This is a genomic window from Rhodomicrobium sp. Az07, from assembly GCF_018619475.1.
GTDB lineage: Bacteria > Pseudomonadota > Alphaproteobacteria > Rhizobiales > Rhodomicrobiaceae > Rhodomicrobium.
The window spans coordinates 74,153-89,588 of record NZ_JAHFZG010000004.1 but is presented as its reverse complement, the minus strand read 5'-3'; the positions used below and the strand labels follow the sequence as shown (position 1 = coordinate 89,588).

Annotated in this window: 17 protein-coding genes; 6 read left to right on the top strand and 11 right to left on the bottom strand. The window is 62.1% G+C overall.

Features of this window, described 5'->3' with window-relative positions; translation table 11 throughout:
* Nucleotides 1-9: 9 nt before the first annotated feature.
* The 4 genes from purE (at nucleotide 10) to KKP04_RS04250 (ending at nucleotide 2,919) form a co-directional block, all read left to right on the top strand.
* Nucleotides 10-507: a 5-(carboxyamino)imidazole ribonucleotide mutase gene (gene purE / locus KKP04_RS04265; RefSeq protein ID WP_215027300.1), complete on the top strand. Its 498-nt coding sequence runs from the start codon at nucleotides 10-12 to the stop codon at nucleotides 505-507.
* A complete protein-coding gene (locus KKP04_RS04260; RefSeq protein WP_215027298.1) occupies nucleotides 494-1,624 on the top strand; it encodes a 5-(carboxyamino)imidazole ribonucleotide synthase in 1,131 nt (376 codons plus the stop codon). Before purE ends, KKP04_RS04260 begins: the two co-directional genes overlap by 14 nt.
* Before the next feature lie 91 nt (nucleotides 1,625-1,715).
* Nucleotides 1,716-1,949: a 30S ribosomal protein S21 gene (rpsU, locus tag KKP04_RS04255; RefSeq protein ID WP_215027296.1), complete on the top strand. Its 234-nt coding sequence runs from the start codon at nucleotides 1,716-1,718 to the stop codon at nucleotides 1,947-1,949.
* Nucleotides 1,950-2,097: 148 nt separating this feature from the next.
* Nucleotides 2,098-2,919, top strand: coding sequence for a tetratricopeptide repeat protein (locus KKP04_RS04250; protein ID WP_215027294.1), 822 nt, complete (start codon nucleotides 2,098-2,100; stop codon nucleotides 2,917-2,919).
* 126 nt (nucleotides 2,920-3,045) lie between these two features.
* On the opposite strand, the gene KKP04_RS04245 is transcribed toward KKP04_RS04250, so the two are convergent.
* From KKP04_RS04245 to KKP04_RS04205, 9 genes are read right to left on the bottom strand one after another with little or no spacing between them, the layout of a single operon-like run.
* Nucleotides 3,046-3,495, bottom strand: coding sequence for an SUF system Fe-S cluster assembly protein (locus KKP04_RS04245; protein ID WP_371818703.1), 450 nt, complete (start codon nucleotides 3,493-3,495; stop codon nucleotides 3,046-3,048).
* Between the two features lie 8 nt (nucleotides 3,496-3,503).
* On the bottom strand, nucleotides 3,504-4,754 hold the full coding sequence (locus tag KKP04_RS04240; RefSeq protein WP_215027289.1) for an aminotransferase class V-fold PLP-dependent enzyme: 1,251 nt from the start codon (nucleotides 4,752-4,754) through the stop codon (nucleotides 3,504-3,506).
* Between the two features lie 22 nt (nucleotides 4,755-4,776).
* Nucleotides 4,777-6,102 carry a Fe-S cluster assembly protein SufD gene (gene sufD / locus KKP04_RS04235; protein ID WP_215027287.1) on the bottom strand — a complete coding sequence of 442 codons (1,326 nt, stop codon included), beginning with the start codon at nucleotides 6,100-6,102 and terminating at the stop codon, nucleotides 4,777-4,779.
* A 9-nt stretch (nucleotides 6,103-6,111) separates the two neighbouring features.
* On the bottom strand, nucleotides 6,112-6,861 hold the full coding sequence (gene sufC, locus KKP04_RS04230; protein ID WP_215027284.1) for a Fe-S cluster assembly ATPase SufC: 750 nt from the start codon (nucleotides 6,859-6,861) through the stop codon (nucleotides 6,112-6,114).
* A 22-nt stretch (nucleotides 6,862-6,883) separates the two neighbouring features.
* Nucleotides 6,884-7,069 carry a hypothetical protein gene (locus KKP04_RS04225; protein WP_215027282.1) on the bottom strand — a complete coding sequence of 62 codons (186 nt, stop codon included), beginning with the start codon at nucleotides 7,067-7,069 and terminating at the stop codon, nucleotides 6,884-6,886.
* A complete protein-coding gene (locus KKP04_RS04220; protein WP_215027280.1) occupies nucleotides 7,066-7,428 on the bottom strand; it encodes a DUF4267 domain-containing protein in 363 nt (120 codons plus the stop codon). The genes KKP04_RS04225 and KKP04_RS04220 overlap by 4 nt, the downstream gene beginning before the upstream one ends.
* A 40-nt stretch (nucleotides 7,429-7,468) precedes the next feature.
* A complete protein-coding gene (gene sufB / locus KKP04_RS04215; protein WP_215027278.1) occupies nucleotides 7,469-8,950 on the bottom strand; it encodes a Fe-S cluster assembly protein SufB in 1,482 nt (493 codons plus the stop codon).
* A 43-nt stretch (nucleotides 8,951-8,993) separates the two neighbouring features.
* Nucleotides 8,994-10,118: a cysteine desulfurase family protein gene (locus tag KKP04_RS04210; protein WP_215027276.1), complete on the bottom strand. Its 1,125-nt coding sequence runs from the start codon at nucleotides 10,116-10,118 to the stop codon at nucleotides 8,994-8,996.
* Nucleotides 10,115-10,594 (bottom strand): Rrf2 family transcriptional regulator, encoded by a 480-nt coding sequence (locus KKP04_RS04205; protein WP_215027274.1) that lies wholly within the window; start codon nucleotides 10,592-10,594, stop codon nucleotides 10,115-10,117. Before KKP04_RS04205 ends, KKP04_RS04210 begins: the two co-directional genes overlap by 4 nt.
* A gap of 284 nt (nucleotides 10,595-10,878) precedes the next feature.
* Here KKP04_RS04205 and KKP04_RS04200 point away from each other — a divergent pair, with 284 nt between their 5' ends.
* Together KKP04_RS04200 and KKP04_RS04195 are read left to right on the top strand one after the other, a co-directional pair.
* Complete coding sequence (locus KKP04_RS04200; protein ID WP_215027272.1) at nucleotides 10,879-11,571, top strand: alpha/beta hydrolase; 693 nt, start codon at nucleotides 10,879-10,881, stop codon at nucleotides 11,569-11,571.
* 258 nt (nucleotides 11,572-11,829) lie between these two features.
* Nucleotides 11,830-12,207 carry a response regulator gene (locus KKP04_RS04195; protein ID WP_215027270.1) on the top strand — a complete coding sequence of 126 codons (378 nt, stop codon included), beginning with the start codon at nucleotides 11,830-11,832 and terminating at the stop codon, nucleotides 12,205-12,207.
* A gap of 509 nt (nucleotides 12,208-12,716) precedes the next feature.
* Here the strand turns inward: KKP04_RS04195 and rpmG are convergent.
* Nucleotides 12,717-12,884 carry a 50S ribosomal protein L33 gene (gene rpmG, locus KKP04_RS04190; RefSeq protein WP_215027268.1) on the bottom strand — a complete coding sequence of 56 codons (168 nt, stop codon included), beginning with the start codon at nucleotides 12,882-12,884 and terminating at the stop codon, nucleotides 12,717-12,719.
* Between the two features lie 205 nt (nucleotides 12,885-13,089).
* Entirely contained in the window at nucleotides 13,090-15,414 is a 2,325-nt protein-coding gene (gene rnr / locus KKP04_RS04185; RefSeq protein ID WP_251133897.1) for a ribonuclease R, read from the bottom strand.
* Between the last annotated feature and the right edge of the window lie 22 nt (nucleotides 15,415-15,436).

The following is a 15,436-nucleotide window of genomic DNA, read 5'->3' as shown; positions in this document are numbered from 1 at the left end:
TAATTTCATATGACCAATGTTCCGCCTCCTGTCGCCATCATCATGGGCAGTCAGTCCGACTGGCCCGTCATGCGCGCCGCCGCGGCCGTTCTCGACGAACTCGGCGTACCTTATGACACTCGCGTGATTTCCGCTCACCGCACGCCGGAGCGCCTTTATTCCTTCGCGAAATCGGCGCGAGCCGAGGGCTTCAAGGTGATCGTGGCAGGCGCCGGCGGTGCCGCGCATCTTCCGGGGATGACGGCGGCGCTTACCACATTGCCGGTGCTCGGCGTCCCCATCGCGGCAACCGTGCTGAAGGGCCAGGATTCGCTGTTATCCATCGTGCAGATGCCGGCAGGCGTTCCGGTCGGCACGCTCGCGGTCGGCGAACCCGGCGCTACCAATGCCGGTCTGCTCGCCGCATCGATCCTCGCGCTCGGCGACGCGGCGCTTGCGGCCCGGGTGGATACGTGGCGCGCGAATCGTTCGGCCAAAGTGGCGGAAAAGCCCAATGACGTTCCGTGAGCCTCTGCCCCCCGGCGCGACCATCGGCATTTTCGGCGGCGGGCAACTCGGGCGTTTTCTTGCCGTCGCAGCCGCCAAACTCGGCTTCAGAACCGCCGTCTATTCCTCCAAGGAGGATAGCCCGGCCTTTCAGGTCGCATCGCAGCATTGGTGCGCCCCATACACGGACGAGGCCGCGCTCGCGGACTTCGCGCAGAATTGCGACGTGATCACCTTCGAATTCGAGAACGTCCCCGCCGCCGCGCTTGAGATCGCAGCCCTGCGCACGCCGGTTTGGCCGCCCGCTCGCGCCGCCGCCATGACGCAGGATCGGATCGCCGAGAAGCGCTTCCTGACGGCGCTCGGCCTTGGCACGGCGCCCTACGCGGTCGTCGAGACGGACGCCAACCTTACTGACGCCGCCGCGTTCTTGGCGCAGCACGGGCGTGGCATTCTCAAGATCGCGCGCGAAGGTTACGACGGCAAAGGGCAGGCGCGCGTGTCCAGCGAGGCCGAGCTTCGCGACGCGTTCGCCGACTTTTCCGCCGCCTGCGTGCTCGAAGGCATGGTCGACTTCGCGCTGGAGATTTCTGTTATCGCCGTGCGCGGTGCGGATGGCAGGGCTGCGGCCTACGACTGCCCGGAGAATCGCCATAGAGACGGCATCCTGCATCAAAGCATCGTGCCGGCTGCATGCCCGCCCACGCAGCAGGCCGCCGCACAGGAGATGGCCACGCGCATCGCCGCCGCGCTCGACTATCGCGGTACGCTTGGCGTTGAATTTTTTGTCATGCCGGGCGGCGAACGCGTTCTCGTGAACGAGATCGCCCCGCGTGTCCACAATTCCGGCCACTGGACGATGGAAGCCTGCGTCATAAGCCAGTTCGAGAACCACATTCGCGCCGTCGCGGGGTGGCCCATCGGCAGCGTGGAGCGGCACTCCGACGCGGTGATGACGAATCTCCTTGGCTCCGATGTGCTTGAGTGGCAGGACATTCTGAACCGCGATGCGGGTGCGTCCCTGCATCTCTACGGCAAGTCGGAGATCAAGGACGGTCGCAAGCTTGGACATGTGACCCAAATATCACCGATGAAGTGCAACCGTGGCACCTCTCGCGCCGCGTCAAGCTTGAAATAGACAGACAGGGTAAAGCCTGATAGAGTGCGCGCAATCGCCTGCACTTGTGCGGGCTTTTTTATTCCAGCCCATTCGAACCAAGGGAGTCAGCGTGCAGGTACACGTTCGCGATAACAATGTCGATCAGGCGCTGAAGGCGCTCAAAAAGAAGATGCAGCGCGAAGGTATCTTTCGCGAGATGAAGCTGCGTAACTACTACGAAAAGCCCTCCGAAAAGAGAGCCCGCGAAAAGGCCGAGGCCGTGCGCCGCGCCCGCAAGCTCGCTCGGAAGAAGGCTCAGAGAGAAGGTGTCGTCGCTCCCGGCCGCGGTGCCGCAGCTCGATAAGTCTTCGATTCAAATTCTACACAGTCGGCGAGAGGTTTCGCGCCGCCATTCGGATTGTAGCCTCATTCGGGGCTCAGTGTGGCGTCACTTGAGAACCTTTCGCGAGGGTGGAGCCGGTATTGTGACGACGGGGACGATAAAACGAGCGTTGACGGCGGGTCTGGCTTGTCTGGCGGTTCTCTCGCTGGCGGCGTGTGAAACCCCCGGAGTAAGCGATCAGCGAGCCGCCGAGCGTCTGAACAATCCGCAGGCCGACCCGAGAAATAACATCGCCTCAATCTCGCAGGTTCTGGCGAAGAACCCGCGCGATGCGAGCGCTCTTAATCTGCGCGGCACTGCCTATGGTCAGGCTGGCGACGGGGAGCGTGCCATCGCCGATTTCACGGCGGCAATCCAGATCAACCCGCAGTTCTATCAAGCGTACAACAATCGGGCGCTGATCTATCTCAAGATGGGCCGCTACGACGCCGCGCTCGCCGATTACAATCAGGCGCTGGCGATCAAGCCGGATTACGCCGGGGCTTATGTCGGCCGTGGCAACGTCTACAAGGACCAGCGAAACTATCCGTTGGCGATCGCCGATCTCAGCAAGGCCATCGAACTGAAGCCGGACGATCCCGCGCCCTATTACAGCCGTGGCTTGATTTATCAGGCCATGAACGATCATGGCAACGCGCTGGACGATCTTAACGTCGCCGTGAATTATCGGCCCGATTCCCCGGACCCGCATTTCGCGCGCGGCCAGAGCCTCATGGTCATGCAGGACTACAAGAAGGCCTTCGAGGATTTCCAGGTCGCGGGGACCAACAAGGTCAATAATTACGAGGCATGGGCGGCGGCCGGACAGGCTGCGGAAGGCATGGGCGACCGCAAGGAAGCCGCGCATGCGTACAAGCGCGCGCTTCGGATCAACCGGGAAAGCCGCGTGGCCTATGAAGGCCTGCGCCGCGTCGGCGGTGAAGACGCGTAGAGCGCTCTCTGATCGGATTCGGCGCATTCTCCGAGGCGCTCCCACCGCGCTCCCGCGTGCGTGACCCGCGAAGGCAGGCCCGCTTCGCTCGCGCCAGCAAGCGGAAGCGGCCCAATACCGTGCTCGTCAGAACATGTTGAGCGCGACACGCGCCTCGTCGGACATCCGCGACGGATCCCAAGGCGGCATGAACACGATCTTCACGCGCACAAGGCTCACACCTTCCACGGCGCCGAGCGCATTCTCGACCCACACCGGCATGTCGCCCGCCACGGGGCACCCCGGCGCTGTCAACGTCATTTCCACATCGACCTCGCGATCGGAATTGATGTCGATCTTGTAGATGAGGCCAAGCTCGTAGATGTCGACAGGAATTTCGGGGTCGTAGATCGTCTTTAGCGCGGCGATCAGTGTGTCGGTGAGGCGGTCCAGCTCTTCCTGCGGGATGCCGACTTCGTCATGCGCCGACTTCGCTGTCTCCACCGTATGCGCGCACGGCTCGGGCAACGCGTGCTTCGGTTCGTCTTGTGGGCCGTCCCACGGGGCGTTTTCGATCCGCATCTTTGCCTGTTCCATGGTCTCGCTCATCTGAAAAACCGCTCCGCTTTCTGTAGCCCTTCGGCGAGCGCGTCCACTTCCGCGCGCGTGTTGTAAAGGGCGAAGGATGCCCGGCATGTGGATGTCAGCCCGAAGCGCGTGAGAAGCGGCTCGGCGCAGTGGCTTCCCGCGCGCACCGCGATGCCCGAACGGTCGAGAATCGTTGCCACGTCGTGGCTGTGAGCGCCCTCCATCGCGAAGGAGAGAATCGCCCCCTTATCGCGCGAATTGCCGATGAAGCGCAGCGAGTTGATCGGCTTCAGCCGTTCCTCGGCGTAGCGCAACAGGTCGAGTTCGTGCGCGCGAATCTTCGCCTTGCCGATGCTGTCGATATAGTCGAGCGCCGCCGTCAGCCCCGCCGCCTGCGCGATCATCGGCGTGCCGGCCTCGAAGCGATAGGGCGGATCGTTGTATTTGACCGCGTCCCGCGTCACGGTCTCGATCATCTCGCCGCCGCCAAGGAAAGGCGGCATCGCTTCGAGATGCTCGCGCTTCGCATAGAGCGCGCCAATTCCGGTCGGGCCGTAAAGCTTGTGCCCGGTTATCACGTAGAAATCGCAGTCGATGTCCTGCACGTCCACGTCGCAATGCACCGCGCCCTGGCTGCCGTCGATCAGCACGTAAGCGCCATGCGCATGCGCGATGCGGCAGATCTCCTTGATCGGGGTCGTCGTGCCAAGCACGTTCGACATATGCGTGATGGCGACGATCTTCGTTTTCGGCGTCAGGGCGGCTTCGAAATCCTCAAGACGGAACTCGCCTTCGTCCGTTACCGGCACCCAGTTGAGAACCACGCCGCGCCGCTCGCGATGGAAATGCCACGGCACGATGTTCGAGTGATGCTCCATGATCGAGAGCAGCACTTCGTCGCCCTCTTTCAGGTGCAGCCCGCCGAAGGACGAGGCGACAAGGTTGATTGCCTCGCTCGCGTTCTTGGTGAAGACGATCTGCTCGGGGCTTGGCGCGTTGAGGAACCTGGCCACGCGCTCGCGGCCGCCCTCGTAAGCCGCCGTCGCCGCGTTTGCGAGGTAGTGCAGCCCGCGATGAACGTTCGCATATTCTTCGGAGTAGGATTTCACGATCGCGTCGAGCACGGCTTTCGGCTTCTGTGCGCTCGCCGCGTTGTCGAGATAGACGAGCGGCTTGCCGTAGACTTCGAGCGACATCGCCGGGAAGTCCTTGCGGATCGCTTCCACATCGTAGGAAGCCGCCGCGATGTCTTTCTCAATCAGGGTCATGACTTGTTCTCCCGGGGTGGCTCTACTTCGCCGCGAGCCATGCCGCAACCTTTTCATCCAGCGCCGCGTGCAAGCCTTCGTTATCGACGGTGTCGAGCGCCGCGCCGACAAAGGCCGCGATCAGGAGCGCCCGCGCCTGCGCTTCGGGGATACCGCGCGACTTGAGATAGAACATCAGATCCTCGTCGAGCTGGCCCGCCGTCGCGCCGTGACCGCAAACGACATCGTCGGCGAAAATCTCAAGCTCGGGCTTCGAGTCGAACTCGGCGTCGTTCGACAGAAGAAGCGCGTTCGCCATCTGCTTGCCGTCGGTTTTCTGCGCGCCGCGCTGCACGGCGACCTTGCCCTGGAAGACGCCCTTTGCGCGGTCGTCGAGCACGACCTTGACGAGTTCGCGGCTTTCGCAATGCGGCGCCGCGTGGTCGACAACGAGCGTGAAATCCACGTGGCTGTGGCCGCGCGCCAGAATCGCGGCGTTGTAGGTTGTGCGCGCGTTCGGCCCGTTGAACCGGATCGTGCCTTCAGACCGCGTCAGCGCGCCGCCGATGGCGGCATGCGTCGGCTCGTAAATCGCGCCTTCGCCGAGCGTGACGGTGGACGAGGCGAGATGCAGCGCGGCGTCGCTCTGCGTGAGCCGGGCATGCTTGAGCGTGGCGCCTTTGCCGATGTCGAGTGCCGTGTAGGACCACGCCTGCGCAGCGCCCGCTCCGACATGCGTCTCGATGATGGTCGCCTCCGCGCCATCGCCGAGCGTGACCGCGTGGCGCAGCGCATAGGCGTTTGCTTCGCCCGAAGCGATGACGATGATATGGATCGGCCTGTCGAGTTTTTGGCCCGGCGCGATGGAAATAAGCGCGCCCGATGTTGCGAACGCCGTCGACAGTGCCGCGATGATGTCGCGTTCCGGCAACGGAAGCGCCGCGAGGGTGGCTCCGGCGTCGGCCTCCGACTTCAGCTTGCTGCAAAGCGGCGCGAATGAGATGCCCGGCGCGCCCTGAATAGTTGAAAGGTCGGCGCGAAACTTGCCGCCCGCGAACACCGCGCGATAGGAATCGATGTTCGCAAGCGCGCGCCCGATGGACGCAATCACTTCAACCTGCTCCGAGCCGTCGATTCCGCCAAGCGGATGCACCGTCGTCATGAGCGCGCGAAGGTCGGTGTATTTCCACGCCTCGACACGGCGATGCGGCACGCCCATCGCGGCGAAAGCGTCGAGCGCTTCCTCGCGCCACGCCCTCACCGCCGGAACGTCCGCGCCCGGAAGCCGCCCGCAAACGCTCGCGTACAGATCGAGGAAGCGCTGCTCTGACGGCGTGGCCGCGGCTGTTATCGCTTGATGAATTGTCATGGCCGCTCCTTAAGCCGCTTCGGCGTCGTAAGACGCATAGCCCGACTCTTCCAGCTCAAGCGCGAGTTCCTTGCCGCCCGAGCGCAACACCTGCCCGCGCGCCATCACATGCACAACGTCCGGCACGATGTAATTCAAAAGCCGCTGATAATGCGTGATGACGACGACCGCGGTATCGGGGGAGCGCAGCCGGTTGACGCCCTCGGCCGCGATGCGGATTGCGTCGATGTCGAGGCCGGAGTCCATCTCGTCGAGGAGACAGAGCGTCGGCTTCAGGAGCGCCATTTGCAGCACTTCGTTGCGCTTCTTCTCGCCGCCGGAAAACCCGACATTGAGCGGCCGCTTCAGCATCTCCATGGAGATGCTGAGTTTTTCCGCCTCGGTCTTCACCGCGCGCATGAAATCGGGGATCGAGATTTCGGCCTCGCCGCGCGCCTTGCGGTGGGCGTTCATCGCCGCGCGGAGGAAGGTGAGCGACGCGACGCCGGGGATCTCCATCGGATACTGGAACGCGAGGAACACGCCCGCCTGTGCGCGTTCCTCCGGCGACATGGCGAGCAGATCCTGGCCGTTCCAGGTCGCCGAACCGCCCGTGACCTCGTAGTCTTCCTTGCCGGACAGCACGTAGGAGAGCGTCGATTTGCCCGAGCCATTCGGCCCCATGATGGCGTGAACCTCGCCCTTCGGCACTGTGAGGTTGAAGCCCCTCAGGATTTCCTTGCCGTCGACTTCCGCGCGAAGATCTCTGATTTCAAGCATGCGTTTTTTCCTGTCTCCGGTATCAGTCCAGACCCGCCTCGCGGCGCTTTTCCTTGGTCTTCTTCCAGTCATAAACGATCGCCAGAACGCCCAGCGCGATGAAGGCAGCGTAAACGATCACCTGCGGGGAACCCGCCAGAAGGGTGTTGACCAAGGCCACCACGACGACCAACGCCACGATTGCCAGAACCCATCCGTATTTCTTCATGTCGACCTCCTAAGCAGAATCAGTCCGAGACCAAGCGTAAAAGGCAGCGCGATCAGGTGCCGGACCGCCGCCGTCGCGCCGAGCGACTTTGCCGCGATCAGGAAATCGCCCACAGGCACCAGCGAAAGAGCCAACAACACAGCTCCCGTCGCCCGCGACTGCCGCGCCACCGCCAGCCCGAACACTATCAGGCCCAACGCGATGTCGCGAACCCCCAGTGCAGGCATGAGCGCGTTGTCTGCCGCCATGTGAGACGGGTCGATGCCGAACGCCTGTACCGCGTTGCCCGGCGCCCAGATCATCGCCGCGCCGATGAGGCAGAGGAACGCCCCGAGCAATGCGGCCAGTACCAGCGCCATACGATCCCCCGTTGTCCCGGCCTGCGCCGCCTTGAAGCCGTTACCCCACGCTGCCTTCGAGGCTGATCGAGATCAGCTTCTGCGTTTCGGCGAGAAACTCCATCGGAAGCTGCTGAAGCACGTCGCGCACGAAGCCGTTCACGATCAGCGCCACGGCCTCTTCCTGCGAAAGGCCGCGCTGGAGGCAGTAGAAGAGCTGGTCGTCAGAGATTTTCGACGTCGTCGCCTCGTGTTCGAACTGCGCGGAGGCGTTTTTCGCCTCGATATAAGGCACTGTATGCGCGCCGCACTGGTCGCCGATCAGCAGGCTGTCGCACTGCGTGAAGTTGCGCGCGTTCGTTGCGCGGCGATGCGCTGACACAAGTCCGCGATAGGTATTGTCCGAGCGGCCCGCCGCGATGCCCTTCGAGATGATGCGGCTCGACGTGTTCTTGCCGAGGTGGATCATCTTCGTGCCGCTGTCGACCTGCTGGCGTCCGTTCGAAATGGCGATGGAATAGAATTCGCCCCGGCTGCCGTCGCCGCGCAGGATGCATGACGGATATTTCCAGGTGATCGCGGAGCCGGTCTCGACCTGCGTCCACGAAATCTTGGAGTTGCGGCCACGGCAATCGCCGCGCTTCGTCACAAAATTGTAGATGCCGCCCTTGCCTTCCTTGTCGCCGGGATACCAGTTCTGCACCGTCGAATATTTGATCTCCGCATCGTCGAGCGCGATCAGTTCCACAACGGCGGCGTGAAGCTGGTTCTCGTCGCGCATCGGCGCGGTGCAGCCTTCGAGGTAGCTCACATAGGAGCCCTTGTCGGCGATGATGAGCGTGCGCTCGAACTGGCCGGTGTTCTGCTCGTTGATGCGGAAGTAGGTGGAAAGTTCCATCGGGCAGCGCACGCCTTCGGGCACGTAGACGAACGAGCCGTCCGAATAGACAGCCGAGTTCAGCGTGGCGAAATAATTGTCCGATGTCGGCACGACGCTGCCGAGATATTTGCGCACGAGTTCGGGATGGTCGCGCACGGCTTCCGAGATCGGGCAGAAGATCACGCCCGCCCTGCCAAGCTCTTCCTTGAAGGTCGTCACCACGGACACGCTGTCGAACACGGCGTCGACGGCCACGCGGGGGGCTGTGACCTGCGCGCCCTCGACTCCCGCGAGCACGGCCTGTTCCCTCAACGGAATGCCGAGCTTCTCATAGGTGCGAAGCAACTCCGGGTCCACATCGGCGAGGCTCTTAGGCTTCTCGGCGGATTTCGGCGCGGAATAATAATACAAATCGTCGTAGTCGATCTTCTGGTAGTGCACGCGCGCCCATGTGGGCTCTTCCATCGTGCGCCAGCGGCGATAGGCTTCGAGCCGCCATTCGAGCAGCCATTCCGGCTCGCCCTTCTTGGCCGAGATGAAGCGAACGGTGTCCTCGCTGAGACCTTTCGGCGCGCGCACGCTTTCGATGTCGGTGGTGAAACCGTACTTGTATTTGTCGACATCGATTTCGCTGACGCGTTCGATCGTGTCCTGCTCGGCCATGTCTCACTCCCTTCAGGCGGCCCGCCGAGGCGGACCCTTGATCTCAGGCGGCTGTGCGCATTTCGCGCCCGCCGCAAATCTTGTCCAGAGCGGCAAGAAACCGCTCAATATCTTCGTCTCGCGTGGCCCAACCCGTCGATACCCGGATCGCCCCCGCCGCCAGATCCTCACCCGCGCCCATCGCGGTGAGCACATGCGAGCGCTCAACCTTGCCCGATGAACAGGCGGAACCGGAACTCACCGCCACGCCATCAAGATCGAGCGCCATCAGCATCAGATCGGCGCGCTTACCCGGAACGGCGAAACATGTCGTGTTCGCCAGCCGGACCGCGCGTTCGCCGAAGATGACGGCTTCCGGAGCGATGGCTTGCAAGCGTTGTTCCAGCTTCGACCGGAATGCCCCCCATTTGGCAATCAACATCTCTTGATCGCGAAGCGCGGCGTCGAGGGCAGCCGCCAATCCGGCAATAGAGGCAACGTTTTCAGTGCCGGAACGCAAGCGACGCTCCTGCCCGCCGCCCTTCACAAAAGCGGGAGGCGGTTCCGAGCAGCCTCGCCAGATCGCGGCTCCGACGCCTTTCGGGCCGCCGAATTTGTGCGCGGAGAAAAAAACGGCGTCGGATTGTTCTAATTCCGACAAATGCATCCGGCCGATAGCCTGCACCGCATCGCAAACGAGCGTCGCGCCATGAGCGCGGGCTAGCGAGGCGATTTCGCGCACCGGCTGGAAAACGCCAGTCTCGTTATTTGCGGCCTGAACCGCGACGACCGCGCCGGGCGAAACGGCTTCTTCGAGCGCGGCAAGTTCGACGACCCCGTCGCCCGAAACCGGCACGAGGCGCACACGGTCCGCCGCGAAACGATGGCCCTTGAGCACGCAAGGATGCTCGACAGCTGAAACGACGAGCGCGCCGCCATCGCGCGGCTGAAGCAGCCAGTTCGCGGTCTCCGTCCCCCCGGACGTGAACGTCACGGCGGACGGCTTCGCGCCGAACGCCCGCGCCACCGTTTCGCGCGCCCGCTCGACGACCGCACGCGCCGCACGCCCCTCGCCATGGATGGACGACGGGTTGCCGACGACATCGAGCGCCTCGATCATCGCCTCGCGTGCCTCAGGTCGAAGCGGCGTCGTGGCGTTATAGTCCAGATACGCGCGCGCCACGATCAAGCCTCCGCTTTGGAGACGACAGGATGAGCCCCTTCGTCGACCGGAAATATCACGATTTCCGCACCCGAAAAGCGGCCGTTGAGCACGTCGGCCACGGTGGCATCGGCGAGAAAGCTCTGAATATGCGCGCCGAGCGCAAGCCAGAGGTGATGGGTGGAACAACGCTTCGAGGCGACACACCCCGATTTATCCTCGGGCTCGCAGCGCGTCATGCGCACCGGCTCGTCCACCGCGGCCATGACTTCGCCGATTGAGATCGCGTCCGCATCGCGCGCGAGGACATAACCGCCGCCCGGCCCACGCACCGACTGCACAATACCCTTTCGCCGCATCTTCATGAAAAGCTGTTCAAGATAGGCGAGCGACAGATCGAGGCGCAGCGAAATATCGCTCAAGGCAAGCGGCCGCCCGTCGTTCTGCCGAGCAACTTCGACAATGGCCATCACGGCGTAGCGACCTTTGGTACTGAGCAGCATATTTATGCTTTCTTTACGCCCGGTTAGTGCGAAGGTCGTGGAAATTCACGCCTCTTTCGTGTTACGACACCGAAAACCTCGCGCGGGCGAGGTCACAACGGGTCCAGATTCCCTTGCTACTTGTGTATAGGATTTCCGACCGTCAGAGTCAACTATTTGGGCGGTTATCTCGCTGCGCGCAAGTGCGCCTGAAACGCGAGATAAGCCACGTTCAAGCTCTGCGCCAGACCGTGCCGCGCTGACCATCAGTCAGCGCAGAATTCGCGATAACGAGGTTCAAGAAAATGCCCGAAGTAATTATCAATGGCCCGGCAGGCCGGATTGAAGGACGCTATCATCACGAGGCCGCCCCCGGCGCGCCGATCGCGATCATCCTTCATCCCCACCCGCAATTCGGCGGGACGATGAACAACCAGATCGTCTATAGCCTGTATTACACCTTCGTGCAGCGCGGATTTTCCGTCCTCCGCTTCAACTTTCGCGGCGTGGGACGCAGCCAGGGCCTTTTCGACCAGGGGCCGGGTGAACTGTCGGACGCCGCGACGGCGCTCGACTGGCTCCAGCTTGCCAACCCGGATGCGAAATCCTGCTGGATCGCGGGCGTATCGTTCGGGGCCTGGATCGCGATGCAGCTTCTCATGCGGCGGCCGGAAATCGACGGCTTCATCTCGGTCGCTCCCCCCGCGAACCTTTACGATTTCAGCTTCCTCGCGCCCTGCCCGTCGTCGGGACTGATGATCAACGGCGACCGCGACCGCGTCGTTCCCGCGTCCGCCGTGAAGACACTCGTGGACAAGCTCAAGACCCAAAAGGGCATCGTCGTCAGTCACGAGATCATTCCCGGCGCGAACCATTTTTTTGAAGACAAGATCGAAGACCTCGTCACCGCCATGGAAAAGTACCTCGACAAACGCGCTCTTGCGGTGCCGAAACCGTCGCGCCGGGAAAAAATCGAGCGGGACAGCGATCCGAAATGACGGCCTCTCGGCGGAGCCCTCCCGAAACTTGCGGGCCGGTGCGTTCCGTCGGCTTCACTCAAGCCAGACCCTATATTATTCCATTCGTCGGAAAGACGATCAAACTTTGTTAACTCTTTCGCGCGACTATGCCCGGGCTGAAGGTATTTGAAAATAAAGCCCATGCGCTCGAACACATATCTGAAACGACAAAGACCGATTAGGCATCCGGCGCCGGCATTGCCGCAAGGCCTTCGGCCCAAATCGAGCAAGGGCGCCATGGGGAAAACAATCCTGATCGTCGAAGACAACGAGCTCAACATGAAGCTCTTTCACGATCTTCTCGAAGCGCATGGCTACAACACGCTGCAAACGAGAAACGGGATCGACGCGATAGCGCTGGCGCGCAAGCATCGGCCGGACCTCATCGTCATGGATATACAGCTTCCGGAAGTCTCGGGACTCGATGTCACAAAATGGCTAAAGGAAGACGATAGCTTGCGGCATATTCCGATCGTGGCCGTTACCGCGTTCGCCATGAAGGGCGACGAGGAACGCATCCGCGAGGGCGGTTGCGAAGCCTATGTGTCGAAACCGATTTCCGTTGCCCGCTTCCTTGAAACAATTCGTCAATTCATTCCGACGAATTTGTCGTAGAAGGCTGGGGATAACGGGGAAAACTCGGTTTTCGTCGGTTTGTGCCGAAAAATGCAGTGCTTTTCGCGGATTATTTCCTATAGAACGGAAATGTGTTGTTAAACAAGCGCTTGCAGACACGCTTGAGTTACCCTTAAAAAGCGAAGGCGCGTTCACAAAGCGTTAAGGAGGATGAGCGCAAAATCCGATAAGTGAGGCAAAACAATGTCATTCTTGACTTGCCAAAATCGGGGGTTTCCTCATACTTATGCAGATACCCTGCGGAGTGCTCGGGTCCGCCGCATCTCCTGGGTCCGTAGGGCATACGACCGAAGCCTCTTGTCGTCGCAAACATGACGGTTTCGGTATAAGCACATTGGATCACGCCCTCTTGATCCGATGGCGCTCAGATCAGCTCCGCATCAAAATCGGGCTTACCCCGCTGCCGATAGTTGCGGAGCTGATCATCTCTTCATGTCTGATGAAAAATTCGAGCAGGGTATGCGAAGCCGCGGCTGGCGCGGCCGTCGCTATTTGATCTTCGCTTCCTTGAATTCCACGTGATGCTTGACCACGGGATCATATTTCCTGAGCGCAAGCTTCTCTGTCAAATTGCGCGGGTTCTTCTTGGTCACATAATAGTAGCCGGTACCCGCCGTGCTCACCAATTTGATTTTCTGAGTTACTGGTTTTGCCATGATACGTTCCGAAACATCTCCCCAATCGAGCGCAGAAAGTGCCCGCCTTGAGTCCCGCTGTCAACCCCGGCGGCGATTTTAAATCATTTCAGTTGAAAACTACGAGCCGGCAACAACCCGTTTCCATCACCGGCTGAAGGCGCTCTTCCGATAAGGAAAAGAGCGTCATCCGCCAGGCACCGGCCGGTTGCGACAAGACGTTGCGCTATCGACGGCCCTTCGTGCCCTTTGCGGGCTTCCGCCCCTCCGCCCGCGACGGTTTGCCTCCGCCGCGCTTCTGCCCCGCCTTCGCAAGCGCGGCCGAAAATTTTCCGTCGCTCTCCATCTCGAAACGGAGTGCGCCCGCAGCCGGGTTCGCCTCCACAAGCTTCACATCGACGCGGTCGCCAAGGCGGAAACTCTCGCCCGTGCGCTCCCCGACGATGGCATGAAGGTTTTCGAGGTGCTTGTAATAGTCGCGACCGAGCGTCGCCATGGGCACGAAGCCGTCCGCGCCGGTGTCGAGCAGCTTCACGAACAGGCCGAAGCGCGTCACGCCGGACACGCGCGCCTTGAACGTCTCGCCGACGCGCTCCGCGAGATGCATCGCGATGAGCCGGTCTACCGTCTCGCGCTCGGCCGACATGGCCTTGCGCTCGCACTGCGAAATGATCTCCGCGATGGCGTCGAGCTTCGTCTTCTCGGCGTCGGACAACCCGCCCTCGCCCAGTCCGAAGGCGCTCACCAGCGCCCGATGCACCACAAGGTCGGCGTAACGGCGGATCGGCGAGGTGAAATGCGCGTAGCGGCGCAAATTCAGGCCGAAATGGCCGATATTGCCGGGGCGGTACTCCGCCTGAGCCTGCGAGCGCAGCACCACTTCGTTGAGGATTTCCTCGTGCTCGGTGCCTATGGCCTTCGTCAGCACGCGATTGAACTGGCCGGGGCGGTTGAAGCTCGTCTTGCCCGCGTTGACACCGATGCTCGCGAGAAACTCGGAGAGCGCCACCAGCTTCTCCGATGACGGCGCATCATGCACGCGATAGATGAGGGGCGACTTCTTGGCCTCCAGCGCCTCGGCGGCGGCGACATTCGCCTGGATCATGAATTCCTCGATGAGCCGGTGGGCTTCCAGCCGTTCGGGAATGATGACCTTCGATACAAGCCCGCGTTCATCGAGAACGATCTTGCGCTCCGGCAGGTCGAGGTCGAGCGGCGCGCGGCGGTTGCGCGCTTCCTTCAGCACCTCGTAGACGGCCCAGAGCGGCTTGAGGATCGGCTCAAGCAGTGGCTTGGTCCTGGCGTTCGGGCTCCCGTCGATGGCCGCCTGCGCCTCCTGATACGACAGCTTCGCCGCCGAGCGCATCATGGCGCGCGAGAAGCGTTGACTTGTCTTCTTGCCGTCACGGTCGAACACAATGCGCACAGCGAGGCACGGCCTAAGCTCGTTTTCGCGCAGCGAGCATAACCCGTTCGAGAGTTTCTCCGGCAACATCGGCACGACGCGGTCTGGGAAATAGACCGAATTGCCGCGAAGCAGCGCTTCCTCGTCGAGCCCGGAGCCGGGGCGGATATAAAAAGACACATCGGCGATGGCGACGATCACGACGCAGCCGCCTTCGTTGGCGGGGTCCGTGTCGGGCGCGGCCCAAACCGCGTCGTCGTGGTCTTTTGCGTCCGAGGGATCGATGGTGATGAGCGGCACGCGCGTGAGATCTTCGCGGTGCGACATCGTCGCTTCGGGCAGGCGTTCAAGCTCGGCTAGCACATCCTCGCCGAACACATCGCGCAGCCCGTGATTGTGGATCGCGATGAGGCTCACGGCCTTCTCGGCCTTCGGATGGCCGATGCGCTCCGTCACGCGCGCGGATGGACGATTGGTGCGCGAATCGCGCAGCGTCTCGAAGCGGACGAGTTCGCCCTCCTCCGCGCCATCCATTTCGCCATCGGCGACGGGCCATTCCTTGAGGTCTTTCTTGTCGATGGACTCGACCACGAAGCCGGGCCCGGACTTGCGCAAAATCCCGAGCTGGCGCGCGCGCTCGCGTGGCAGGCGCTTGATCGGTGACGCGAGATAAGCAAATCCAGCGGCGTCCACGGGTGCTTCAGCGCCCTCGTCGTCTGCATCTGCGCCGCGGCCTGCTTGCCTGATCCGTGCAAGAACCTGATCGCCGACACCGATGGCCGCGCCTTCATAGCGACGCGTGATGGTCAGGAGAATGCGCGGAGGCGCGCCGTCTTCATCCTCGTTCCAGTTCAGCGGCGCGCAGATGAGATCGCCCTCGCGGTCCTGCGTCTTGACCACGATGACGGCGACATTCGCCAGCGCCTCTTTCTTAACGACGCGGCGCGTGTCCGCGATGAGGCCGTCTGCCGCCAGTTCCTTCAGGATGCGTTTGAGTTCGATGCGATCCGAGCCCTTGATGTCGAAGGCTCTGGCAATTTCGCGGCGGCCAATATTGCCGGTCGAGGAGCGAATGAATTTAAGAATATCGTCTTTGGTCGGCGTCTTCGAGCGCGCCACATCGGCGCGCTTCTCTTTCAGTTTCATAGCGTCTTTCTGGCGGGGTGGA